Here is a 24,167-nt window from a genome sequence, read left to right as displayed (position 1 = left end):
CGTTTTTCGGCACAGGCCTCGGCCTACTTTTCCTACCCCGCAGTACGTTCACTCAGAACGGAAACAGCGGATGACCAACGCAAATTACGAAGCAGCGATGACTCGCGCGCTTGAACTTGCGCTACTCGGACCAGCCTTTGGCGTAAACCCGCAGGTAGGTGCCGTGATCTTGAATGCCACCGGCGAAATTGTGGCTGAGGGTTGGCACCAGGGGTCTGGGACAGACCACGCTGAAGTTGCAGCTCTCAAAAATCTGATTCAAAACGGGCAATCTGCCGCTGGGCTCACCGCAGTGGTAACCCTTGAGCCATGCAACCACACCGGTGTAACCGGCCCATGTGCCCAGGCTCTGATTGAAGCGGGAATTGCCCGTGTAATTTACGCATCGAGCGACCCAGGCGATGCCTCTGGTGGAGGCGCCGAGACTTTGAAGAACGCGGGCATTGAGGTTATTGCCGGGGTGCTGAAAAACCAGGCTGACGACCAAAACCGGGTCTGGCTAACCTCAGCAAAACTGGGCCGCCCATACGTGACTCTAAAGTGGGCCAGCAGCCTTGACGGCCGAAGCGCAGCTGCCGACGGCACCAGCAAATGGATTAGCGGCTCGGAATCACGCATCGATGCTCACCGCCGCCGTTCTGAGCTTGATGCAATTTTGGTGGGCACCTCGACCGTCATCAAAGACAATCCAGAACTAACTGCTCGCAAGCCTGATGGCTCACTTTATGAGCACCAGCCACTGCGTGTGGTTCTTGGCGAGACCGACTTGGGCACCGACTACCGAATCTTCAACGATGATGCCCCGACTGTGCAGTACCGCACCCACTCGATTCATGGCATCTTGGCTGAGCTCAAGGCTCGAGGCGCAAAGCACCTAATGGTTGAGGGTGGGCCAAAAGTGGCCAGTGCCTTTATCAAGCTGAACCTGGTCGATGAGTTCATCACCTACCTGGCCCCAATGCTTATTGGCGGACCAAGAACATCAGTTTCTGAAATCGCCGTGGGCACCATGGCTGAAGCCAAAGAACTTTCATTTGTTGAGGTCAAACCGCTTGGTCAAGACCTCTTGATTCGATCTGTACCGAAGGGGAACTAATGTTTACCGGAATTGTTGAAGAGCTTGGAAAAGTTCGATCCATCGAGGTTCTTGAGGATGCCCTGCGACTTACCATCGAGGGCCCGACTGTAGTGTCAGACGTCAAGCGCGGAGACTCCATCGCAGTTAGCGGCACCTGCCTGACCGCAGTGGAATTTGACTCGGAAACCTTCACCGCAGACGTTATGCAAGAGACCCTGCGCCTAACCAGCCTTCACGGAATCAAGGTGGGCGACCCGGTCAACCTTGAGCGTGCCATGACCGCCGCAACCAGATTTGGTGGCCACGTGGTTCAGGGGCACGTAGATGGCGTTGGCGAAATCATCTCGCGGCAACCTTCTGAGAACTGGGAGTGGGTGCGGGTTTCGATTCCAGAGCAGTTGATGAAGTACGTGGTACTCAAGGGCTCAATCACCATCGATGGAGTTTCGCTAACCGTAAATGAGGTTGGCAATGACTGGATCGGCCTAAGTCTGATTCCGGAGACCCTGGCACTAACCACCCTGGGAAGTAAAAAACCAGGCGACAAAGTAAACGTCGAGGCCGATGTAATGGCTAAACACATCGAACGCCTTCTTGAAGCGAGGAACATCTAATGGCTATTTCAACCATCGAAGCTGCACTGGACGCCCTGCGCGCCGGAAAGCCGATTTTGGTCGCCGATGACGAGAACCGTGAAAACGAAGGCGACGCCGTTATGGCTGCTGAGTTTGCCACTGCCGAGTGGGTTGCCTGGTTTGTGAACCACACCTCTGGCTACCTATGCGCACCGATGACCGAGCAGATTGCCAACCGCTTGGAATTGCCGCTCATGACCACGACCAACCAGGACCGCCACCGCACCCAGTACACGATTTCTGTGGACGCAGCCGAGGGCGTAACCACCGGAATCAGTGCCGCTGACCGCGCCAAAACTCTCCGGGTATTGGGTTCGGTTGATGCCGTGCCGAGCGATTTGATTCGTCCGGGGCATGTGATTCCGCTGCGCGCCCACCACGAAGGTGTATTGGCACGCCCAGGCCACACTGAGGCCACCGTTGACCTTTTGAAGCTTGCTGGACTGAACCCGGTTGGCTTAATTGCTGAAATGGTCGAGACTGACGGCAGCATGACCCGCTTCGACAAACTACTTGAGATTGGCGAGCGCGAGGGCCTTGAGGTAATCACAGTTAATCAGCTGGTCGAGTACCGTAAAGACCTTCTTGAATTCAACGCTGAACGCCCAAACAACCGTATTCGCCTAGAAGCCGAAGCCAAGCTTCCGACCACTCACGGTGAATTCAAGGTGCGCGGTTACTACGACATCAAGACCACTGCCGACCATGTTGCCATCATCGCCGGCAACCCAACCGGTGACGATGTTTTGGTACGCATGCACAGCGAGTGCATTACCGGTGAGGCTTTCGGCTCACTCAAGTGTGAATGTGGACCGCAGCTTGATTTTGCACTCGATGAAATTGCGCACGACCCAGCCGGTGGAATTGTGATCTACCTGCGCGGTCAGGAGGGTCGAGGCATTGGTCTGTTGAACAAGTTAAAGGCGTATGCGCTTCAGGACACCGGCCTCGACACCGTTGATGCCAACCTGGCCCTGGGTCTACCGAGCGAAAACCGCGAGTACGGCGCTGCCGTAGCGATTTTGCGCGACCTGGGTGTAACCAGCGTGCGATTGATGACCAACAACCCAGCCAAGAGTGGCTACCTTGAAGAGGCCGGGATTCCGGTGAACTCTTATGTGCCGGTTATCGTTGGCCAAGCAACTCAGAACGAACAGTATTTAGAAACCAAACGTGCCCGCATGGGTCACCTAATTCCGGAGGTAAAAGCATGAGTGGAGCGGGAGCCCCAAAACTAACTATCGATGCGTCAGGTTTGCAGATTGCGATTGTCGTAACCAGCTGGCACACCGAAATCACAGGCGGCCTTCTGGCCGGTGCTGAGCGTGCGCTAAAGGCTGCCGGCAACGACACCTATGAAATTTGGCGAGTACCTGGCGCTTTTGAGTTGCCTCTAGGTGCTCAAAAAGCCATCGATGCTGGTGCGGATGCAGTTATTGCCCTGGGCGTTGTAATTCAGGGTGACACCCCTCACTTCGATTACGTCTGCAGCTCGGCAACCGATGGCTTGACCCGAGTCCAGCTCGACAGCGGTGTGCCAATTGGCTTTGGTTTGCTAACTGTCGACAATGAGCAGCAGGCGCTTGACCGTGCCGGTCTACCAAACTCGAAAGAAGACAAGGGTGCCGAAGCGGTTGAAGCCGCTGTGCTGATGGCTAGACTCTAAAATATGGAAACTTTAGAACTAATCATTCGCATCACCTTGGTGCTTCACCTACTTGGCTTTGCCGCAATCATGGCCGGTGTGCTGAACGAGACCAAGCGCTTCAAGACCGGCGCACCGGTGAACGCGGGCATTCTGCACGGTTCATGGTTGGCGCTGCTAACCGGCTTGATCATGACCGGTTTGGTCTATGCCAACGGTGAAGAGGTAAACAACCTAGTGCTGTCAATTAAGGGACTGGGCATCACCGGAATCTTCTTTATTGCCTACACCTTTGCCAAGAAGGATTCAGCTCCAAAGTGGGTTGTTCCGACAATTGGTCTACTAACCGTGATCAACCTGGCAGTTGCTGTTGTGGTGGGCGTAACCGCGTAAAAACTTCAAACTAAAAAAGGACCCCGGCATTGGCCGAGGTCCTTTTTTATTGCTCTGACTAGCTCAAGAAAACCTTGTTTAAGCGCTTGGTGGTAAACACCAAACCGATGATAATCATCACCACAAAGTAGGCAATGTGCCCTAGAAGATCGACGCTGAAATTACCAAGCATCAGGGCTCTCTCCAGCTCAATTCCGTGCCAGAGCGGCAGGGCCTTAACAACCAGCTGCAACCAATCTGGGTAGGTGGTTAGCGGAAAAAAGGTGCCCGAAAACAGGAACATTGGCATAAGGAAAAAGTTGATCCACTGCATCTGTTGAAAGGACTTCAGATACGAGGTGATAGCCATGCCAAAAGAGGCAAACCCAAAGGCTATGAACACCGCACCAAAAATTGCAAGAATCGCCCACGGGGTTGTGATTAGACCAGCCGGCCACATAATTGCCAAGAAGGCAGATGCATACAGCGCACCTCGCCAAAGCGCCCAACTGATCTCACCGAGTGCAACGTCTAAGACACCAAGTGACGTAGACAAAATGGTCTCGTAAAGGTGTGCAAAGTGCATCTTGAAATACACATTCCAGGTCGAGTCATAGATTGCGCCATTCATAGCCGAGGTGGCCAGCAGAGCCGGAGCAATGTAGGCAGCGTAAGGAATTGAATTGCCAGAGCCATCGGTGATGCCACCGACCAACTGCCCGACACCAAACCCGAAGGAGAGCAAAAAGAATACTGGCTCAAGGAATCCGGAGGCAAAGCTAAACCAATTGGTTCGGCGCAAAGCGGTAAAACCACGCTCCATAATTACGTGGCTGCGTCCTGCGTAGATATTTGAACCAAACCGCTTAGACCTGCGCTCGGCGATGGCAATTGCACCGGTAACGGCAGTGTTGACTAGGCTCACTGTTCCAACCTCTTATTGAATTGGCGGTAAGAAAGTAGCATTCCTATGACAGCTAGCGCCAAGAGATACAGCACGTGCACCAGGACCAACCATCCTGGAATTTCATGACCATAACTGATAGCCCTACTTAGGTCAGTGGCATGCCAGAGCGGAGATACCCAGCCGAAAACCTGAAGGTAAATTGGCATGCTCTCCAGCGGGAAAAAGGTGCCCGAGAACATGAACATCGGCATGATGATTAGTCGCTGGATGATCTCGACAAAGTGCCCATCGATCTTTACGAATCCGCTCGCCGCCATCATGACGGCCGCATAACAAAGCGCCGCAACACAGGCCACAAGGTACATAGGAATAATTCGATCAAACGTTGTGGCGTTGAAGAGCACCAAAATCATCGCGTAAATGCCGGTGGTTATAAACGTGCGGATAACCGCAAGACCCATGACCCCATTGGCGATATCGGTGCCGGTAATCGGGGTTGAGTTGATGGCAAAGAACCCCTTGCCCCAAACAAATCCATTGATAACCGGAAAAGTGGATTCATCTTGAGCGCCCTGAATAGCTGCCGTAGCCAGCAGTGCTGGTGCCAAGAAGGTTAGGTATGGCACGCCATCGACACCCGCTCCCCCAGTGTTTGCCTGCACCAAAGCGCCGACTCCAAGACCGATAGAGAACAAGTAAAGAACCGGTGTGCCGATACCGAAGAGCACAACGGACACCCACCACTTACTGACCTCAACAAGGCGGTATTCGGTCACCTGCCACCAGGCCCAACGGCGAGCCTTTTTTACATCAACCACACTCATGATTAATCAATCAGCGTTCGGCCGGTTAGACGCAAGAAGACATCCTCGAGTGAACTGCGTCGAACCAGCGAGGTGATTGGTTCAAGGCCCAGCTCAATAATTTGCTGCAGGTCGTGCTCGCCGTTGTCTGAGTAGACCAAGACTCGATCAGGTAGCACCTCCATACGGCGACCCAGCTTGCTTATGGTCTCGGCAGCAATCGCGTTTTTGTCAGAACCAAAGCGAACCTCAAGCACCTCTTTGGTTGCGTAGCGCTTGATGAGGTCAGCCGGGCTTCCCTCGGCCATGATTTTGCCTTTGTCCATCACGATTAGCCGATCACACAGCTGCTCGGCTTCATCCATGTAGTGGGTGGTAATTACCAGCGTGACACCCTGCTCTTTTAGGCGGAACAGGCGGTCCCAGAGAATGTGACGGGCCTGAGGGTCTAGCCCGGTGGTTGGCTCATCTAGCAAGAAGATCTCTGGACTGTTCACCAATCCGCGGGCAATGGTCAGTCGGCGCTTCATGCCACCCGAGAGTTCGTCAGTCTTGTTCTTGGCCTTGTCGGCTAGCTGCGCAAAATCCAAAAGTTCAAGGACTTTGCTCTTCAGGTACTTGCGCGGCAGGCCAAAGAATCGGCCATAGGTCATGAGGTTTTCATAAACGCTGAGTTCGCGATCAAGGTTGTCTTGCTGCGGCACAACTCCAAGGTGAGCACGGATTTCCGGGCCCTTTTTAGCCGGGTCCTTGCCCAAAATCGTTAGCTCACCTGAGGTGCGCTGCGATGTGGTCGAGATCATCCTCATGGTTGTAGATTTACCGGCACCGTTTGGCCCAAGCAGACCAAACGCCTCGCCGCGCTTGACTTCAATGTCAATTCCATCGACTGCGATGAAGTCGCCATAGCTCTTGGTCAGGCCAACCGCTTTGATCAAAATTTCGTCTGCCAAAATACTTCCTCAGTTTGTTCCAGCGTCGCTGGGGCCCAGATTCTGGGCAGCCCTCCAGATTAGCACTGGTACCCTTGAACCGTGTCTGCAACTCTTGAAAAGCCAGCAAAACCGGGAAACACCCGCGTCACTGGCAAAGAGCAGTACTACACCCCAACCTACCTTGCGCTGGATCTAATCCGTGAGGTAGAAAAAACCGTTCCCGGCCTTAGCTCGCGAACAATTCTCGAACCTGCCGGTGGCACCGGTTCGTTTATTCGAGCGGCAAAAGCCATCGGTGCTGAGAAGTTTGAGTCCTTTGACATTGAGCCAAAGCACCCCGGCGTCACAAAAGCTGATTTTCTTAGCGCAACCATTTTGAGTTCAAACGCGGTGACAATTTCAAACCCACCGTTTGGCCGAAACAATTCGCTTTCCATCCCCTTTTTCAACAAGGCAGCAGATCACAGCGATTACATCTGTTTTATCGTGCCGCGATCATGGAGAAAGTGGTCGGTGATTAACCGACTGGACCGCAGATTCCATCTGATTGCCGACCACGACATTCATGTTGATTATGAGGATGAGACCGGAACCAAAATCTCTCAGCGCAACAGCCTAGCAACCTGCTTTCAGATCTGGCAGCGCAAGCCAGAATTGCGGCCAAAGTACTCGGTGGTCGATAACGGATTTATCAGCAAGGTTAGCGCCGAAGACGCTGACATTGCACTGACCATATTTGGGTTTGGTTGCGGAAAAGTGCACACCGATTTTGAGCGCGCACCAAACAGCACCCGCATGTTTTTGAAGTTGAATCACGCCGACGCTTTAGCCGCCCTGCAGAGCGCAAACTTTGCCAAATTTCACCAGCACACCGCATACACCCCAGCTTTGTCACTGCCAGAAATCAACTACCTGTTGAACGAGGCAATCATGGGGAATCCACAGTTAATAGAAACGGTTTGATTCAGAATGAGCATGTTTAGAGGCCGACCAGGCAACCGCGGATCCGCCAGCTACAACGAGCATGACAAGAACGGGCCAAAAGCCAAGTTTTCACAGCTGGTGCCATACCTACTAGAGCACAAGCCAGCACTCTGGTTGGCTACTGCCCTCTCTGTGGTTGGTGCAGCCATCAGCCTGGCTCAGCCTTTGGTTGTCGGTCAGGTAATCACCGCGGTTCAAAACGGCGATGACCTCGGTCCGCTGGTTGCCATCCTGGTGGCAGTGATTTTGGGCAGTGCGGTGCTCGGCGGCCTGATGTACTACGTACTGGCAAAAGCCGGCGAGGGCGTTGTGCTTTCGGCGCGGCAAAAGCTGGCGCACCGACTTTTGCGCCTGCCAATTTTTGAGTACGACCTTCGCCGAACCGGCGACCTAGTCTCTCGCGTTGGATCTGACACCACCCTGTTGCGCGCGGTTCTTACCCAGGGGCTCATCGATGCCGTCGGTGGCATCTTGATTTTTGTCGGCTCACTGGTTGCAATGGCAATTATTGACCCGGTACTGCTTGGCCTAACCCTAATAATGGTGGTCTTCGCGATTGCAGCAATCTCGGTCACCGCCCGCCAGGTGCGTTCGGCAACCACCAAGGCTCAGCAGCGGGTTGGTGACATGGCAGCAGCGGTAGAGCGTGCACTGAGTGCGGTTAGAACCATTCGTGCGGCGCGCGCTGAGGTTCGAGAGAGCAATCTAATTGCCTCTGATGCCAAAGAGGCTTTTGTTCAGGGCGTAAAGATTGCAAAAATCAACGCCATGATTACCCCGATAGCCGGCCTGGCCATGAACGGTGCTTTTATTGTGGTGCTGGGTGTTGGCGGATTCAGAGTTGCTACCGGCAGTACTTCGGTGGCCAGCCTGATTACTTTTATCCTGTTGATGTTCCAGATGATTCGCCCGCTCGGCCAGGCTTTTGCCGCCTACACATCGGTGCAGTCTGGCTTGGGTGCGCTGGCCCGCATCGAAGAAATTCTGCAGGTTCCGGTCGAAGAGTCTGACCTTGAAACCAAAAACGCAGCCAAGGTTGTGGCCGTCAACGACACCGCCATCGAATTTGAAAATGTGTCATTTGGTTATGTTGGTCAGGCTGCAAATGGCGAGAGCGTGCACGCCACCCAAGACACCGAGATTCCTGAAAATCGTCAGGTGCTGCACGATGTGAGCTTCAAGATTCAGCGCGGTTCGCGAATTGCTCTGGTGGGCCCATCGGGTTCAGGCAAGTCAACTATCTTCTCGTTGATCGAGCGTTTTTACGAACCAACCGCCGGCATGATTTTGATGGATGGTCAAGCGGTTACCACCATTAGCCGAGCAGCGCTTCGAGCACAGATTGGTTATGTAGAGCAGGATGCTCCGGTTTTGGCTGGTTCGATTCGCGCCAACCTCACCATCGGTGCGCCAGATGCAACCGATGAACAGTTGACGCAGGTTCTTGAAGAAGTAAACCTAACCGAGGTTCTAGAGCGTGACGCCAAGGGTCTCGACGCTGAGGTCGGCGAGAGCGGAGTGATGCTTTCAGGTGGTGAGCGTCAGCGTTTGGCAATTGCCCGTGCCCTGTTGTCAGCCCCGCCAATTCTGTTGCTTGATGAATCAACTTCAGCGCTGGATGGATTGAACGAACAGCGCATGCGCGATGCCATCGATGCTGTGGCAAAAAACCGCACGCTAATTGTGATTGCTCACCGTCTGTCAACGGTGGTCGACAGCGATCAGATTATTGTTTTGGACCACGGCAAGGTTGTCGGAATTGGAACCCACAGTGAGCTGGTTGCCTCGACACCGCTCTACAAAAAGCTAGCTAAGCAACAGTTGCTGGTTTAGAAGCGGCTGGCTGCGTCAACGACGTTTTTGACCAGCATCGCCCGAGTCATTGGACCAACGCCGCCAGGGTTTGGCGACATAAATCCGGCAACTTCGGCAACACGAGGGTCAACGTCGCCAACCAAACGCGCTTTGTCATCTGGGCCGGTGGCTTCAACGCGGGTAATGCCAACATCCATCACGGCTGCACCCGGCTTGATCCACTCTGGCTGAACAAAGTGAGCAACGCCCAATGCTGCAACCACAATGTCAGCGCGCTTGACGGCCTGCTCTAGGTCGCGGCTTGCAGAGTGCAACAGCGTGACGGTCGAGTCAATGCCCTTGCGCGTCATCAGCAGACCAAGTGGTCGACCAACTGTGACACCGCGGCCAATAACGGCAACTTCGGCACCGCGAGTTGGCACATCGTAGCGAGATAGCAGTTCAACGATTCCGGCCGGCGTGCATGGCAGAGGTGAGGTTAGTTCACCCGATACTCCAAGAACCAGGCGGCCCAGGTTGGTTGGGTGCAAACCATCAGCATCTTTAGACGGGTCAATCAACTCCAACATTTCGTTGGTGTCTAGACCAAATGGCAAGGGCAACTGAACAATGTATCCGGTGACATCATTCGCGTCATTAAGATCACGGATGGCCGCGCGGACATCGGCCGCACTGGCTGTGGCTGGCAGGTCAACTCGGATGGAGTGGATACCAACTTCAGCGCAGTCACGGTGCTTGCCAGCAACGTAAGAGTGTGAGCCTGGGTCGTCGCCGACCAAGAGCGTACCCAAACCAGGGGTAACGCCCTTTTTCTTTAGCTCAATTACTCGCTCTGCAAGTTCAGCCTTGATGGCCTTTGCTGTTGCTAGACCGTCAAGTTTGATTGCAGTCATGCCCGAATCCAGCCCCGATTACCAGTTCTCAAGGCCGCTGTATAGCGGGAATGCCTCGGTTAGCTTGCGGGTTCGGGCACGAAGTGCTGCGATGTCTGGGTTTGGAACCAAAACGCCAGCGATGATCTCGGCAACCTCGGTGAACTGCTCTGCACCAAAGCCACGAGTAGCTAGCGCCGGAGTACCGATGCGAACACCAGAGGTGACCATTGGTGGACGTGGGTCGTTTGGAACCGAGTTGCGGTTCACAGTGATGCCAACCTCGTGCAGTAGGTCTTCGGTCTCTTGGCCGTTGATTGGAGCGTTGCGAAGGTCAACCAAAACTAGGTGAACCTGAGTTCCGCCGGTTAGAACCTGAACACCGTTTGAAGTTACGTCGCTCTGCATCAAGCGGTTAGCAATAATCGCAGCACCCTCGATAGTGCGCTTCTGGCGGTCCTTGAACTCATCGGTCATGGCAGCCTTGAACGCAACCGCCTTGGCAGCAACAACGTGCATCAATGGGCCACCCTGCTGACCTGGGAACACAGCTGAGTCGATCTTCTTGGCGTACTCTGCCTTGCACAGGATCAAGCCTGAGCGAGGACCAGCCAAGGTCTTGTGAACGGTGGTTGAAACAACATCTGCGTAAGGCACTGGGCTTGGGTGCAGACCGGCAGCCACTAGACCGGCAAAGTGAGCCATGTCGACCCAAAGCTTTGCGCCAACCTCGTCAGCAATCTTGCGGAACTCGGCGAAGTCAAGGTGACGTGAGTAAGCAGACCAACCGGCGATAATTACCGCAGGCTTGACCTCGTGTGCGCGGGCGCGAACGATGTCCATGTCGATCAGGTGAGTCTCAGCGTTTAGCTCGTAAGCGTGAGCCTCGTACATCTTGCCCGAGAAGTTCAAACGCATACCGTGGGTTAGGTGGCCACCGTGTGCCAACTCAAGACCGAGGATGCGGTCACCAGGGTTTGCCAAAGCCATCAATACTGCTGCGTTAGCCGAAGCACCAGAGTGTGGCTGAACGTTGGCGTGCTCTGCACCGAATAGGGCCTTCGCACGGTCGCGAGCTAGGTTTTCAGCAACGTCAACGGCTTCGCAACCACCGTAGTAACGCTTGCCAGGGTAACCCTCGGCGTACTTGTTGGTAAGAACAGAGCCCTGAGCCTCAAGAACACCGCGTGAAACAAAGTTTTCAGACGCGATCATCTCTAGGGTGTGACGCTGACGGTCCAATTCAGCAGCAAGAACAGCTGCGATTTCTGGATCGGTTTCGCTTAGTGGAGAGGTGAAAGTTGAAGGAAGAGCAGACACGGATTGGCTCCTAAAAAGTTTGGTTGCGATGCCAAAATTCTACCAGTTTTACCAGTCTCTGACTGGCCGAGCAGGACTTAGTACGGTTAACCGCTCACCCTCCCGAAGATTGCCTTACCCCCTGATTAGACTGACCTCATAGCTCTAAGGGGGATCCATGTCAGACGTACCAGTTCCGGTCATCATCGGTGCATCCATGATGATTGCTGGTTTGGGGCTAGCCATCTGGATTGGAATCTCAGTCGCGCGCAGTTATCGCCGCGATAAAACCCCTCTTGACTAAAGCGGGTTTAGCCAGCCCCGCCGGTTAAACTTGAGCCTATGACTGCAGCCAACACCACCCACTGGGTACTCACTCTCGTTTGCGAAGACAAGCCTGGAATTGTGCACGCCATCAGTGGTGCGATCGTTGCTGCGAATGGCAACATCACCGAGTCATCTCAGTTTGCATCTGACGACACCGGCCGCTTTTTTATGCGCCTCCAGATTGAGTCTGCTGTTCCTCGCGAACACTTTGAAAACCAGATTGCCCCGGTAGCCGAGCGCTATGGCATGACCTGGGAACTTGAAGAAGTCGGTCGCAAAATGAAGACCCTGATTCTGGTCTCTAAGAGCGCCCACTGCCTAAATGACCTGCTTTTCCGTCAGCGCGGCGGCCAGCTCCCGGTTGAAATTCCAGCTGTTTTCGGTAACCACCCGGAGCTAAAAGAAATGGCTGATTTTTACGGAATCCCGTTTGAGCACCACCCAATTTCATCTGACGCAGATAAGGGTGCCTTTGAGCAAATGCTGCGCGATTTCATCAAATCTGCCGGTGTAGAACTCATTGTTCTCGCTCGCTACATGCAGGTGCTGTCTCCAGAATTCTGCGCCGAATTTGAAGGCCGCATCATCAACATTCACCACTCATTCTTGCCGGGATTCAAGGGCGCAAACCCTTACGCGCAGGCCCATGCTCGCGGTGTAAAGCTGATCGGTGCTACCGCTCACTTTGTAACTGCTGACTTGGATGAGGGCCCGATTATCGAACAGAACGTGGTTCGAGTAGAGCACTCAGACTCAAAGAAACGCCTGGTCTCAATTGGCCAAGATGTCGAGTCAAAGACCCTCACCCAAGCAGTGAGATGGTTTGCCGAGCGCCGCGTTTTGCAAGACGGCGACCGCACCATCATCTTCAGCTAAACAACCTCACCAATCTGCGCCGGTGCATTTGGCGTGCTCCCCTGACCACCAAAATCATCGTTGCGCCAGCTGTTAGCCCACCGATAATCATCCAGAGAACGCCCTGTGCGTTCTCGAGCACCATCGGAACCTGAGCAGATCGGTCATCTACTAACTGTGCCGTGGCCTGATTGTCTGTAACTTCGGAATTGCTCGGTTGAACTGGCTCGCCAGAGGCTGCCTGGTTATTCGACTCCGCAACCTCTAGCTCTTGCAGCCATTGTGCGGTTGTTGGTTCGAGCTCCTCACGAGCCGAGGAACCTTGGCCTTCTGGGCCGGTGCCCGAACCTGAATTTGCATCCGGGTCGGTGTCTGAACCCGACCCGCCACCACCTGTAATCAGCACTTCAGAATCAACCTCTGGCTCATTGATGTTTGGTGTCGGAGTTGGTGTTGGAACTACAACCGGCACCGCGGCAAACTCAACGACCGGGGATTCCACAGCTTGGGCTGGGCCGAGGTTGCCGAGTGCATCGGTGTACGAACCTGACAAAAGCCGAACCTGCACCTGCCCCAATTGACAATCGCTGGTCGTGAGCTCGAAGGTCTCTCCCGCCGTCACCTCAGCCAGGGTCAAACTGCAACCTTCACCGGCGATAACTTCAAAATCCTCAATCCCTAGGCCGACGACCGGTGAATCGGTGTTGAGAACAAATACCGGATTCTCGTAGGTCTTGGTGCTGACGCTAGTCAACTGAGCGATTGGAGCTGTTCGGTCGATAACCACAGCCGTAGCCGTCAAAGCTAATGCTGGGCTTAGGTTGCCGGCAGCATCTATAGCACTCGACTCGATCAACTTGAGCGTGGCGGTTTGGCCGTCGGTGCAACCGGAAATTCTTACCGAGTAGGAAGCTGCCGAACCGACCACCGAGGAAACCTGGCAGCCTTCGCCACCAACCGCAAAGTCAGCAGCCGTGACATCGGTCACCGCCTCTGAGAAAGCAAGGTTGTAGAGCAAATCGGCAGAGTTGGTCGGAGTGTTCGGTACCGTGAATTCAGCCACTGCCGGTGTTCGCTCAATGACTACTTCGGGGCTGATCGATTCGGCTGTGGGGCCGGCTTGGGTTCCCGTAACACTGAGTGCTGTGAGCGTTAGCCGATAGGTACCGACCGAACAGTTGCTAGCGGTGATGGTGTAGCTGGCGCCACTGCCCGCAACACCTATTGACTGGCAAACCGCTGTGCCGGAGCCTACAAAGTCACTCGCAGTCAGGCCAGTAACCGATTCAGAGAAGGTGATACCAAAATCCAGATTGGTGGCGTTGGTGATCACCTTTGCAACCGTAAATGCAAGCACTTTTGGTGGCATTGAATAGCTGATGGTGGCAATACCGGCGCCGGCACGATAGCCAGCCGTGTGCACCACCGATGAAGTCAGCGTGCTGTTAGCAAAGGAGGATCCACCGCCACCACCACCGGCATTTGAGCAGCAAGTGTCTACGTCGGCACCTCCGCCACCGCCGCCGAAGTAACCGCCGCCACCTCCGCCGCCACCAGAAACCGCACTTGCTCCTCCAGAACCACCGATGCCCGATGTGCCACTAAGCCCCCAGGTGCCGCCGTTTGGGTATCCCCCGGCACCTCCGGAAGATTGGGTACCGCCCGCGCCTCCTTGACCCTGGCCACTGGTGCCAGCTGATCCGGTCAAGCCTCCACCTGATCCACCAATGCCTCCCGAGAATCCACCCGAGCCTCCGCCACCGGCAGCAATAGCCACTCGGTCAGTCAAAGAAGTTGAAGTGCGAATGTCAGTGGCACCGCCACCAGAACCTTCGTCTCCGCGACCAGAACCTGCTGCACCACCGCCGTTGAATCCACCGGCCGCTGCCGAGCCCTGAGCTCCGGCACCACCAACATAGATGTAGAGCGCGGTTGGAGAATTAACCAGAGAACCAGTTACACGTCCACCCTGGCCACCCGAGCGACCACCCTGGCCACCGGCTAAATCGAAGGTAATGTTTTTGGCTCCGGTCGGTGGACTCCAGAGGTAGTAGTCACCGGAGTATTCGAACGTAACCGTGCAGGTGGATCCAACACAAACCGGTGTTGGATTGCTGGATACTGCCTGGACCGATTGAACAAATAATCCCCCAAACAGCACAGCAAGAACGCTGGCCATTGAAAGAAATTTCGGCCATCTTCTAATTTGTTTTCTGTGCATGCCCAGAAATGTAAAACTCCGACGACTCTTCCTGCCGGAGTTATCCACAGATTTAGCTCAGGCCCCTCAACCAACGGGTGAAATCAGGCATGCCTGAGGAAATCCAAGGCTTCAGTGTTGGGCGCCCAGCTTTTCGCCAGGCTTCCAGGTCCGACTTATCCAGGACAGAAAGCGCAAAATCTGCCGGGTTTTCCTCATAGTCCAGCTTGAGAAGCTCGAGCTCATCGATTGTTAGTTCTCTGCTCTTAGATACTGCGACACTCCGGGAGAATGTGTCTTCGTCGAGGTGCCCGGGCTGCCCGCTTGGAAAGCCCTCGCCAACTCGAGAATTGTGAAATCGAAGATGATACGTGTTCTCTGCAATTGCAACGAGCGCAATACTCGCCTCGTAAAGCAACCTCATTCCTATCATCAGCAACAGCGTGAGCAGTGGTAGACCAACAATTCCAATCGCCAAGTAAAGAGGATCGCTCTGGATCGAGGCATACCAAATAGCAGCCACCATTCCAACGAGCAAGGAAAGCAACAGCAGCACGATTTGCATCGCGTACAAAAATTTAGCAACCCGGCGAGTAATAAAAGATTTGAAATTTATATCAAACAGACTTCTTAAGAATCCAACCTTTTCCACGACTTCCCCCTCAGTTAAATTTGAGTCGCAACTTCCAGTCACGACTCAAATTTACTTTCTTATTCCCGGCTGGAAATTTTTCGTAATGAAAAGTCGCATTCTGTGACGGAATTTTGATGACAAGCAGATTGATGTTTTTCTAAATTTGCTTGACCACCAGACCCCCAAAAAGGAGCATTTGAATGTCAGTTACAGATCAGTATCTTGCCAACAACCGTGAATATGCCAAAACCTTCAACGGCCCGCTTCCGTTGCCGCCATCAAAGCAGATTGCAGTGCTTGCGTGCATGGATGCTCGACTTGACGTTTACAGCATTCTTGGAATTCAAGATGGTGAATCACACGTGATCCGCAACGCGGGTGGTGTGGTTACCGATGACGAGATTCGCTCACTGGCAATCAGCCAGCGCCTATTGGGGACCAAGGAAATTATTCTGATTCACCACACCGACTGCGGAATGCTTACCTTCACCGATGACGGCTTCAAAGAGTCCATCGCACAAGAGACCGGCATCAAACCAGAGTGGGCAGCCGAGGCATTCGACAGCCTTGAGGTTGACGTGCAGCGCTCGATTCGCCGCATCAAGGCCAGCCCATTCATTCCCCACACCGATCAGGTTCGCGGCTTCATCTTTGATGTTGCCACTGGCTTGCTGAACGAGGTAACCCTCTAACCAGGTCAGAAAAAGGGCCCGCGGATCTGCTTCCGTGGGCCCTTTTTCTTTGGCAATTCTTCGGCTGGCTAACCAGATGCAGGGGCGTTTCTTCTAGTGGAAGAAGTGTCGCTCGCCAGTGAAATACATGGTGACACCGGCAGCCTCAGCCGCGGCAATTACCTCAGCATCGCGAACCGAACCACCAGGCTGCACTACCGCTCTCACACCAGCATCCAAGAGAATTTGAAGGCCGTCGGCAAACGGGAAAAACGCGTCTGAAGCAGCAACAGAACCCTTGGCGCGGGATGCTGCACGCTCTACTGCAAGCTTGCAAGAGTCAACGCGGTTAACCTGACCCATTCCAACACCGACCGATGCCCCCTCGCGTGAAAGCAAGATGCCGTTTGACTTAACTGAACGGCAGGCACGCCAAGCAAACTCAAGCTCGGCCATAGTCTCGGCGTCAGCCTTCTTGCCGGTAACCAACTTCCAGCCCTGTGAGTTGAAGTGGCTGAACTCATCAGGCTGCTGAACCAAAACGCCACCAGAAATCTGACGGAACTCGAGAGCCTCGCGAGAGTAGTTGGCAGGCAACTCAAGAACACGAAGGTTCTTCTTTTCCAGCAAAATCTGCAGGGCCTCAAGCTCGTATCCAGGTGCAATAATCACCTCGGTGAAGATGCTAGCGACCTGCTTGGCCATGGTCACGGTAACTACGCGGTTAGACGCAATGACGCCACCGAAAGCTGAAACTGAGTCACACATGTGAGCCTTGGCGTGGGCATCAGCAATTGGGTCTGCCGAGTTGGCATCACCGATGGCAATACCGCAAGGGTTGGCGTGCTTGATGATTGCCACTGCTGGCTCGGTAAAGTCATAAGCCGCACGAAGAGCTGCGTCTGCATCAACGTAATTGTTGTAAGACATCTCTTTGCCACCAAATTGGCGGGCCTGGGCAATGCCAGCAACGGCACCCTCACCGGTGGTGCGGTAAATCGCAGCGGCCTGGTGTGAGTTTTCGCCGTAGCGCAGAACGTTGCCCAACTGAGCCTCGATCTGGATGGTCTTCTCAAATCCTGGGTTGGCGTTTTCGGTAACTTCGTCCTGACCGGCAGCCTTCTTCCAGTCGCCCTCAAGCTCGGCAGCAAACCACGCTGACACAGCAGCGTCATAACGAGCAGTGTGAGAGAACGCGGCAAAGGCAAGCTCACGACGCTGGGCCAGTGTTGTGCCACCCTGTTCAATAGCTTCGATGATGTCGCCGTACTTTGCCGGGTCAACCACGATGGCCACGTTGGCGTGGTTTTTAGCCGAAGCGCGAACCATGGCCGGGCCACCGATGTCAATCTGCTCGACAACTGCGTCACCCTTGGCACCAGACTGAACGGTCTGTACAAACGGATAAAGGTTGACCACAACCAACTCGAATGGCAAAACATTCAGAGCGTCTAGCTGACCCTCGTGGGCAATCAAACGCATGTCAGCAAGCAAGCCGGCGTGAATGGTTGGGTGCAAAGTCTTTACTCGACCGTCAAGAGTCTCCGGAAAGCCGGTGATCTCTGAAACCTCAGTAACCGGGATGCCCGCTGCTGAAATTGCTGCGTAGGTTCCACCGGTAGAAATAATGTCTACGCCGGCCTCGGCAAGTTTGGTTGCGAGGTCGATGATGCCAGTTTTGTCTGATACCGAAAGCAGTGCGCGTCTAATAGCAACGCGGTCGCGGTGACGGTAATCGGCTGGCTTGTGGTCGTTGTGTGCGGCCAATGTGGTGCCTTCCAGTTATTTGGTGATTGACGAAAGCTGAATCTTTTGTTCGGCAATGTCCTTGACGGTAGCTACCAGCAGCTCACGCTCAACTTTTTTGATGCGCTCGTGCAAGTCGTACTCGGTATCGTCGGTGACAACCTCAACCTCGCGCTGCGCGATGTGAGGGCCGGTGTCGACGCCTTCGTCAACGATGTGGATGGTTACCCCCGTGGTGGTTACCCCCGCCTCAAGTGCATCGCGAACGGCATGGCCGCCCGGGAACAATGGCAACAGTGAAGGGTGGGTATTGATCAAGTTTGGTGAGAGGGCTGCCACAAAGTTTGAAGGCAGGATTCTCATAAAGCCAGCCAAAACAACTAGGTCTGGCTTGAAGTGGTTGATGTTTGCCAGGAGCATGTCTGCCCAGGCTTCGCGGCTTTCAAAAGCCTGTGGTGAAACTACAAAAGTTGGAACACCAAACTGCTCGGCGTGAGCCAGGCCATCGGCAGGGTTATCAGAGCCAACGGCCATAATCTTGGCACCGTAGAGCGGGTTATCGGCTGCTTGGAGCAGAGCCAATAGGTTGGAACCAGACCCTGAAATAAGCACCACGACAGACAGCATTAGGCTAGTTTACCTTGTGCTTACGGCTCAGTAGCGGGTGATCAGGCTTATCTGGGCGGGCACTGAAAAATGCAGCCAGGATGGCCACCGAGGTGACTTCGATAAACACCACGACCATCAGCATCCACGGATTGATTCCGACGGTTTCTAGTCTTCCTGGGCCAACACTGCCCGAAGCAAGTGCTGCCAAAATTCCAAGTTCAACGGCGGCAATCACACCGATAGCCAAACCCAGTGAAATGGCAGCTGACCAAGCCGACGCAAACTCAAAACGAATGTCGGCAGCGTGGCGACGGATGAGCAGCGTTGTGATGAACGCAGCCAACATTGGAACCAAAACTGCAATCAGGCCAAATTCTGCCTGCCCGATCGGGAGTGCTGCGGTTATCGGCAGGGCAGGTAGTGGACCAACCACAGTGCCGAGTGGGCTAATCATCGAACCCTCGCCAATGGCAAAACCAACGCCGGTTAGCCAGCTTGAACCGTAAACAATCACGTTTGGCAAAATCGCAATCTGCCCCAGGGTGAGGATGATTCCACCCAAAATACTCACGTGCAGGCCTTCGTAAAGGCGGGTGAACTGGATCCAGTTGAGTGCAATCAAAACTGCAATCAGCACCGATGAAACCCCGAGGGTGATGGCGACTACGCCGGTGCCCGCTCGAAATGCTGGGCTGAGCATGGCGCGAATTGCCCAGTGCATTGAGTTGAACTGTCGCAAAAGGTAGGCCCGCACCCAAATGCGTTCGGTCGGCTCTGGAATACCCATTGCGTCACCGATTGCCTCGCGCTTGCCGAACAGCGAGCCAATTAGAACGAAGAAAAACAAGAACGCAGGCGGAAAAAATGTGCCCTGCCAAGTAACCGGGTAGATGGCGTCATTGTGCGCAGTGGTGCTGAGCAGAAATGAGATTCCGCCGTATGAGGCTGTTGCTGCAATCCATCCGGGCCAAAGCTCTGAGGCCGAGGTAAGGCGGCGCCCCAACTTAAATGCCATGTAACCGACCACAAAGGTCATGCCCAGCGGCAACATCGAAATTACAAACTCGGGCACTGCCACCGAGCCAAGCGCACCTTCAGAAACCATCAAACGGGTTCCGTGAGCCATCAACCAAATGTCGGCGGCGGTACGGTACGGGACCAACCAGTCGATGCTCGGGTCGTTTTCGAAAAGCCACACCACGGTTAGCGGAGCCAGCGTAATGCCGACTCCGATAGCCGCGACGATTGCTGCCTCAAGAGCAGCAATTAAAAATGTGAGCTTGCGATTCACTACGAGGGATCCCCCAGAGTCTCTCGTTTAGAGGCTTGCGTAAACCTCACGCATAAGCGCTGCGGTCTCGCTTGGGGTCTTGCCAACCTTTACGCCAGCTGCCTCGAATGCCTCTTTCTTAGCCTGCGCAGTACCTGCAGAACCAGAAACAATCGCACCAGCGTGGCCCATGGTCTTGCCCTCTGGAGCCGTAAAGCCAGCAACGTAAGCCACTACCGGCTTGGTTACGTGCTCCTTGATGTAAGCAGCAGCCTTCTCTTCAGAGTCACCACCAATTTCACCGATAAGCACGATGGCCTTGGTCTCTGGGTCAGCCTGGAATGCCTCAAGTGCATCGATGTGGGTGGTGCCAATAACTGGGTCTCCACCGATACCGATTGCAGTTGACATACCGATGTCACGAAGCTCGAACATCATCTGGTAGGTCAGGGTTCCTGACTTTGAAACCAAACCGATAGGGCCTGCGCCAGTGATGTCTGACGGGGTGATTCCAGCGTTAGATTTTCCTGGAGAGATGATGCCAGGGCAGTTTGGGCCGATTAGGCGGGTCTTCTTGCCCTTGTTCACGTTGTATGCCCAAGCCTCAGCTGAGTCGTGAACTGGAATGCCCTCGGTGATTGCGACAGCTAGCGGAATCTCGGCGTCGATAGCCTCGATCATCGCAGCCTTAGCAAAGGCAGGTGGAACAAAAATTACGGTGACGTTTGCACCGGTAGCTGCCATTGCATCTGCAACGGTACCGAAAACAGGCAACTGCTTGCCCTCAACGTCAACAACCTCGCCAGCCTTGCGTGGGTTCACGCCACCAACGATGTTTGAACCGCCAAGCAGCATGCGGCGGGTGTGCTTCATGCCCTCTGAGCCGGTCATACCCTGAACGATGATTCGCGAGTTCTCATCTAGAAAAATAGCCATTTTGTATTCCTTCTGCGGCTTAGCGGTTCGCGAACTCAGCGGCCTTGTCGGCAGCCTCATCCATGGTGTCTACAACGGTTACGAGTGGGTGGGCAGCCTGCTCAAGAATGTAGCGGCCCTCAAGAACGTTGTTGCCATCTAGGCGAACAACCAGTGGCTTGGTTGCCTTGTCACCAAGGGTCTTCAGCGCACCGACGATTCCGTTGGCAACTGCGTCACAGGCGGTAATTCCACCGAATACGTTTACGAATACGCTCTTGACCTGTGGGTCGTTCAAGATAACGTCTAGGCCGGCAGCCATAACCTCAGCAGAGGCACCTCCACCAATGTCCAAGAAGTTTGCTGGCTTCACTCCGCCGTGACGCTCACCTGCGTAGGCAACAACGTCGAGGGTTGACATTACTAGACCGGCACCGTTTCCGATGATTCCAACCTCGCCGTCAAGCTTCACGTAGTTGAGGTCCATAGCCTTTGCCTTGGCCTCAAGCGGGTCAAGTTCATCGCGTTCCATTGACTCACGCTCGTGACGGAACTCGGCGTTGTCGTCTAGAGATACCTTGCCATCAAGGGCAATGATCTGGCCGTCTTCGGTAAGAACTAGAGGGTTAACCTCAACCAAGGTGGTGTCTTCTTTTACGAACACTTCGTAAAGCTTTACGAACACCGGCGCAACCTTGGCAGCAAGCTCGTCATCAAAGCCACCCTGCTTGGCAATGCTCAGTGCAGTCTCAAGGTCAATACCCTTGGTTGCGTCAACCGGCACCTTGGCCAGTGCCTCTGGGCGCTCTTCAGCAAGCTGCTCGATCTCCATGCCACCCTCAACGCTGCATAGCGAAAGGAAGGTGCGGTTTGATCGGTCAAGCAGAACCGAGAAGTAGAACTCCTGGGCGATAGCTGCACCCTGGGCAACCATCACGCGCTTGACGATGTGGTCTTTGATGTTCAGACCAAAGATGTTCTTAGAAAGCTCTTTTGCCTCTTCAGGTGACTTAGCCACCTTGACGCCGCCAGCCTTACCGCGGCCACCGGCTTTAACCTGGGCCTTGACGACTACAACGCCGCCGATCTTGGCAGCAGCTGCCTCTACTTCTTCAGGGGTGTCTGCAGTGATTCCCTGCAGAACTGGAACGCCATAGGCCTCGAACATGTCGCGAGCCTGGTACTCGAATAAATCCACTGTGATTTCCGTTCAGAATTTGTTGGGCAACCCTCTAAGTTTAGCGCTGTTGCCCACGCCAGTTCTGCCCGAAACGGCCGGCTAAGCCTCTAGTTTTTCGATTGGTGCAACCTTTACCAACAAGCGCTTTACACCGATGCTGCCGAAGTGAATCTCAGCGGTTTGACGCGCGCCCTCCCCGGCGGTGGCAATAACCTTGCCCTTGCCAAAGTCGGCGTGCATTACAAACTCGCCCGCTGTAAGTTGCAGCCCCTCGTTGTTGCGGACCGAGCTGATGGCGCCCTTCCACTCAGTCTTGGGTTTGGTCGATGGCGTGCCGCCATACCCACCAGAAGAGCCGCCCGATGAAGAGCCGTAACCCTGATCATCGGCAATCGAGTTGCGGTAGCGGCCGCTAGGTAGGCCGCGGCCCGAACCTGCACCTGACTCACGCCAGTCAATTAGAGAATCTGGAATTTCTTGCAAATAGCGGCTTGGAGTTGATGCTTCAGAATCGCCAAAGGTGGTGCGCATCATTGCCAAACTGATGTGAAGTTTTTTGCGGGCTCGGGTGATGCCCACGTAAAAGAGGCGGCGTTCTTCAGCCATTCCACCCGGAGTCAAGAATGACATGCGGTGAGGCAGGAGCCCCTCTTCGATACCGGTCAAGAACACGGCGTCATACTCAAGACCCTTTGCCGTGTGCAAAGTCATGAGTGAGACGGTTCCCGACTCGTCATCGATCTCATCAGCGGCAGCGACCAGTGCAACCTCGTTCAAGAAATCAGGAAGTCGGCCTTCTGGGTTATTGCGCTGGAACTCTCGAGTCACCGAAACAAGTTCCTCGAGGTTCTCAACTCGAGCTTCATCCTGTGGGTCGCGGCTGGCACGCAGGGCATCGATGTAGCCGGTGCGCTCAAGAACCGAACGCAAAATAACGTCAACCGGTGTTGACTCAATGCCCGCTTCAAGCTCATTTAGTAGGTCAGACAATTGGGTGATGGCGGTGGTGATTTTTGGGCCAAAACCCAGCTCGTTTACATGACCCAAAACCTGGCGCACCGACAGCTCGTTGCGAGCCGCGAAGTTGGCAATCTGGGTTTCGCTGGCGTCACCAATACCGCGCTTTGGCACGTTCAAAATTCGGCGGGTAGCTAGGTCATCGCGGTTATTGCTGATGGCCACAAGGTAGGCCATTGCGTCTTTAATTTCTTGACGCTCGTAGAACTTGGTGCCACCGACAACGCGATACGGGAGTGCAGAACGAACAAAAATGTCTTCAAGTGCTCGAGTCTGCGAGTTGGTGCGGTACATGACTGCGATGTCGCGGTAGTTCATGCCCTCACGGTGCAGTTTGTTGATTTCATCGGCGATGAACTGGGCCTCGTCGTGCGCCGAATAGCCGGTGTAACCGACGATCTTCTCGCCGTCACCAGAGGCAGTCCACAGGTTTTTGGCAGGGCGGTCAAAGTTGTTTGAAATTACCGCGTTCGCTGCCGAAAGGATGTTTTGGGTTGAGCGATAGTTTTGCTCAAGGAGGATGGTTTTGGCACCCGGAAAGTCTTTTTCGAATTCGGTGATGTTGCGGATGTCGGCACCACGGAAGGCATAAATTGACTGGTCGGAGTCACCCACCACGGTTAGTGAAGCCTTGGCCGCCAACTCACGAATCAGTGCGTACTGCGCGTGGTTGGTGTCTTGGTACTCATCAACCAAGATGTGCTTGAACTTCTCTTGGTAGCGAGCCAGAACATCTGGGAACGCACGGAATAGGTGAACCGTCTCACCGATCAGGTCATCGAAGTCAAAGGCATTATTGCGCCGAAGCTCAGCCTGGTAACGGGTGAAGATTTCAGAAATTACCCGGGCCACTGGGTCATTCATGTCTGCGTTGCGCGCAAATGACTCGGCGTCGGCAAGCTCATTTTTGGCGTTGGAAATCACGGATGCCACGCCGGCCGGAGTCAGCTTGTGGATGTCAGCTGCGGTGTCTTTGATCAGGCGCTTAAGAATTGCGCGGCTGTCACCTGAGTCGTAAATAGTGAAGTTTGAATCGTGACCCAGGCGTTCGGCCTCGCGGCGCAGAATCAAAACGCAGGCAGAGTGGAAAGTCTTGAGCCACATGCCGTCGGCTGCCTCACCCAGCAGGTCTTTGACGCGCTCGCGCATCTCTGCCGCAGCCTTGTTGGTAAAGGTAATTGCCAAGATTTGTGACGGCCATGCCTCGCGGTTGGCAAGCAGGTGCGCAATGCGGTGAGTCAGTACTCGAGTCTTGCCCGAACCAGCACCGGCAACAATAAGCAGCGCGGGTCCGCGGTATTCGACGGCAGCGCGCTGCTGCGGGTTTAGGCCCTCAACGAGGCGCTCACTTGCCCCAAAGGCATTAGAAAAAAGATCAAGCTCAGACATAACTACGCA

The 24,167-nt window shown here is 54.4% G+C and carries 23 protein-coding genes; 10 read left to right on the top strand and 13 right to left on the bottom strand.

Features of this window, described 5'->3' with window-relative positions:
* Window positions 1-70 precede the first annotated feature (70 nt).
* From ribD to OO731_RS01100, 5 genes are read left to right on the top strand one after another with little or no spacing between them, the layout of a single operon-like run.
* Window positions 71-1,096 (top strand): bifunctional diaminohydroxyphosphoribosylaminopyrimidine deaminase/5-amino-6-(5-phosphoribosylamino)uracil reductase RibD, encoded by a 1,026-nt coding sequence (ribD, locus tag OO731_RS01120; RefSeq protein WP_264890323.1) that lies wholly within the window; start codon window positions 71-73, stop codon window positions 1,094-1,096.
* Window positions 1,096-1,692, top strand: coding sequence for a riboflavin synthase (locus OO731_RS01115; RefSeq protein ID WP_264890322.1), 597 nt, complete (start codon window positions 1,096-1,098; stop codon window positions 1,690-1,692). The genes ribD and OO731_RS01115 overlap by 1 nt, the downstream gene beginning before the upstream one ends.
* Window positions 1,692-2,927 (top strand): GTP cyclohydrolase II, encoded by a 1,236-nt coding sequence (ribA, locus tag OO731_RS01110; protein WP_264890321.1) that lies wholly within the window; start codon window positions 1,692-1,694, stop codon window positions 2,925-2,927. The genes OO731_RS01115 and ribA overlap by 1 nt, the downstream gene beginning before the upstream one ends.
* On the top strand, window positions 2,924-3,379 hold the full coding sequence (ribH, locus tag OO731_RS01105) for a 6,7-dimethyl-8-ribityllumazine synthase (RefSeq protein WP_264890320.1): 456 nt from the start codon (window positions 2,924-2,926) through the stop codon (window positions 3,377-3,379). The genes ribA and ribH overlap by 4 nt, the downstream gene beginning before the upstream one ends.
* A 3-nt stretch (window positions 3,380-3,382) precedes the next feature.
* The gene (locus OO731_RS01100; protein ID WP_138274991.1) at window positions 3,383-3,751 is read left to right on the top strand and encodes a hypothetical protein; all 369 of its coding nucleotides are present in this window, start codon (window positions 3,383-3,385) and stop codon (window positions 3,749-3,751) included.
* Window positions 3,752-3,809: 58 nt separating this feature from the next.
* On the opposite strand, the gene OO731_RS01095 is transcribed toward OO731_RS01100, so the two are convergent.
* The 3 genes from OO731_RS01095 to OO731_RS01085 are packed head-to-tail and all read right to left on the bottom strand — an operon-like array spanning window position 3,810 to window position 6,393.
* Entirely contained in the window at window positions 3,810-4,655 is an 846-nt protein-coding gene (locus OO731_RS01095) for an ABC transporter permease (protein WP_264890319.1), read from the bottom strand.
* A complete protein-coding gene (locus OO731_RS01090) occupies window positions 4,652-5,455 on the bottom strand; it encodes an ABC transporter permease (RefSeq protein WP_264890318.1) in 804 nt (267 codons plus the stop codon). The genes OO731_RS01095 and OO731_RS01090 overlap by 4 nt, the downstream gene beginning before the upstream one ends.
* An 8-nt stretch (window positions 5,456-5,463) precedes the next feature.
* Window positions 5,464-6,393 (bottom strand): ABC transporter ATP-binding protein, encoded by a 930-nt coding sequence (locus OO731_RS01085; RefSeq protein ID WP_264890317.1) that lies wholly within the window; start codon window positions 6,391-6,393, stop codon window positions 5,464-5,466.
* Between the two features lie 81 nt (window positions 6,394-6,474).
* On the opposite strand from OO731_RS01085, the gene OO731_RS01080 reads away from it, so the two are divergent.
* Together OO731_RS01080 and OO731_RS01075 are read left to right on the top strand one after the other, a co-directional pair.
* Window positions 6,475-7,338, top strand: coding sequence for a hypothetical protein (locus tag OO731_RS01080; protein ID WP_264890316.1), 864 nt, complete (start codon window positions 6,475-6,477; stop codon window positions 7,336-7,338).
* Between the two features lie 6 nt (window positions 7,339-7,344).
* Window positions 7,345-9,192, top strand: coding sequence for an ABC transporter ATP-binding protein (locus OO731_RS01075; RefSeq protein ID WP_138316136.1), 1,848 nt, complete (start codon window positions 7,345-7,347; stop codon window positions 9,190-9,192).
* Here the strand turns inward: OO731_RS01075 and OO731_RS01070 are convergent.
* Window positions 9,189-10,067: a bifunctional methylenetetrahydrofolate dehydrogenase/methenyltetrahydrofolate cyclohydrolase gene (locus OO731_RS01070; protein ID WP_264890315.1), complete on the bottom strand. Its 879-nt coding sequence runs from the start codon at window positions 10,065-10,067 to the stop codon at window positions 9,189-9,191. The two genes, OO731_RS01075 and OO731_RS01070, sit on opposite strands and share 4 nt — an antisense overlap.
* An 18-nt stretch (window positions 10,068-10,085) precedes the next feature.
* A complete protein-coding gene (gene glyA / locus OO731_RS01065) occupies window positions 10,086-11,366 on the bottom strand; it encodes a serine hydroxymethyltransferase (RefSeq protein ID WP_138274984.1) in 1,281 nt (426 codons plus the stop codon).
* A 157-nt stretch (window positions 11,367-11,523) separates the two neighbouring features.
* Between glyA and OO731_RS01060 the strand changes: the two genes are divergently transcribed.
* Together OO731_RS01060 and purU are read left to right on the top strand one after the other, a co-directional pair.
* Entirely contained in the window at window positions 11,524-11,649 is a 126-nt protein-coding gene (locus OO731_RS01060) for a hypothetical protein (RefSeq protein WP_264890314.1), read from the top strand.
* Window positions 11,650-11,687: 38 nt separating this feature from the next.
* Window positions 11,688-12,548, top strand: coding sequence for a formyltetrahydrofolate deformylase (gene purU, locus OO731_RS01055; protein ID WP_264890313.1), 861 nt, complete (start codon window positions 11,688-11,690; stop codon window positions 12,546-12,548).
* Here the strand turns inward: purU and OO731_RS01050 are convergent.
* On the bottom strand, window positions 12,541-14,706 hold the full coding sequence (locus OO731_RS01050) for a glycine-rich protein (RefSeq protein ID WP_264890312.1): 2,166 nt from the start codon (window positions 14,704-14,706) through the stop codon (window positions 12,541-12,543). The genes purU and OO731_RS01050 overlap by 8 nt on opposite strands.
* Window positions 14,707-14,800: 94 nt before the next feature.
* Window positions 14,801-15,379 (bottom strand): DUF4282 domain-containing protein, encoded by a 579-nt coding sequence (locus tag OO731_RS01045; RefSeq protein ID WP_264890311.1) that lies wholly within the window; start codon window positions 15,377-15,379, stop codon window positions 14,801-14,803.
* Window positions 15,380-15,561: 182 nt separating this feature from the next.
* On the opposite strand from OO731_RS01045, the gene OO731_RS01040 reads away from it, so the two are divergent.
* Window positions 15,562-16,053: a carbonic anhydrase gene (locus tag OO731_RS01040; protein WP_264890310.1), complete on the top strand. Its 492-nt coding sequence runs from the start codon at window positions 15,562-15,564 to the stop codon at window positions 16,051-16,053.
* Window positions 16,054-16,146: 93 nt separating this feature from the next.
* Here OO731_RS01040 and purH read toward each other — a convergent pair whose 3' ends face one another.
* The 6 genes from purH to OO731_RS01010 all read right to left on the bottom strand — a co-directional run bounded on the left by purH (window position 16,147) and on the right by OO731_RS01010 (window position 24,158).
* Window positions 16,147-17,799 carry a bifunctional phosphoribosylaminoimidazolecarboxamide formyltransferase/IMP cyclohydrolase gene (gene purH, locus OO731_RS01035; protein WP_264890309.1) on the bottom strand — a complete coding sequence of 551 codons (1,653 nt, stop codon included), beginning with the start codon at window positions 17,797-17,799 and terminating at the stop codon, window positions 16,147-16,149.
* A gap of 15 nt (window positions 17,800-17,814) precedes the next feature.
* Window positions 17,815-18,405, bottom strand: coding sequence for a phosphoribosylglycinamide formyltransferase (gene purN / locus OO731_RS01030; RefSeq protein WP_138315203.1), 591 nt, complete (start codon window positions 18,403-18,405; stop codon window positions 17,815-17,817).
* 4 nt (window positions 18,406-18,409) lie between these two features.
* Window positions 18,410-19,678, bottom strand: a complete 1,269-nt coding sequence (locus OO731_RS01025; protein ID WP_264890308.1) for a DUF6350 family protein — start codon at window positions 19,676-19,678, stop codon at window positions 18,410-18,412.
* Window positions 19,679-19,705: 27 nt separating this feature from the next.
* Window positions 19,706-20,593 (bottom strand): succinate--CoA ligase subunit alpha, encoded by an 888-nt coding sequence (gene sucD, locus OO731_RS01020; RefSeq protein ID WP_138274977.1) that lies wholly within the window; start codon window positions 20,591-20,593, stop codon window positions 19,706-19,708.
* A gap of 19 nt (window positions 20,594-20,612) precedes the next feature.
* A complete protein-coding gene (gene sucC / locus OO731_RS01015; RefSeq protein WP_138274976.1) occupies window positions 20,613-21,770 on the bottom strand; it encodes an ADP-forming succinate--CoA ligase subunit beta in 1,158 nt (385 codons plus the stop codon).
* Between the two features lie 81 nt (window positions 21,771-21,851).
* On the bottom strand, window positions 21,852-24,158 hold the full coding sequence (locus tag OO731_RS01010; RefSeq protein WP_138274975.1) for a UvrD-helicase domain-containing protein: 2,307 nt from the start codon (window positions 24,156-24,158) through the stop codon (window positions 21,852-21,854).
* Window positions 24,159-24,167: the final 9 nt, after the last annotated feature.

The organism is Rhodoluna sp. KAS3 (assembly GCF_026000575.1).
Classification (GTDB): Bacteria; Actinomycetota; Actinomycetes; order Actinomycetales; family Microbacteriaceae; genus Rhodoluna.
This window is presented reverse-complemented; position numbering and strand designations above follow the sequence as displayed.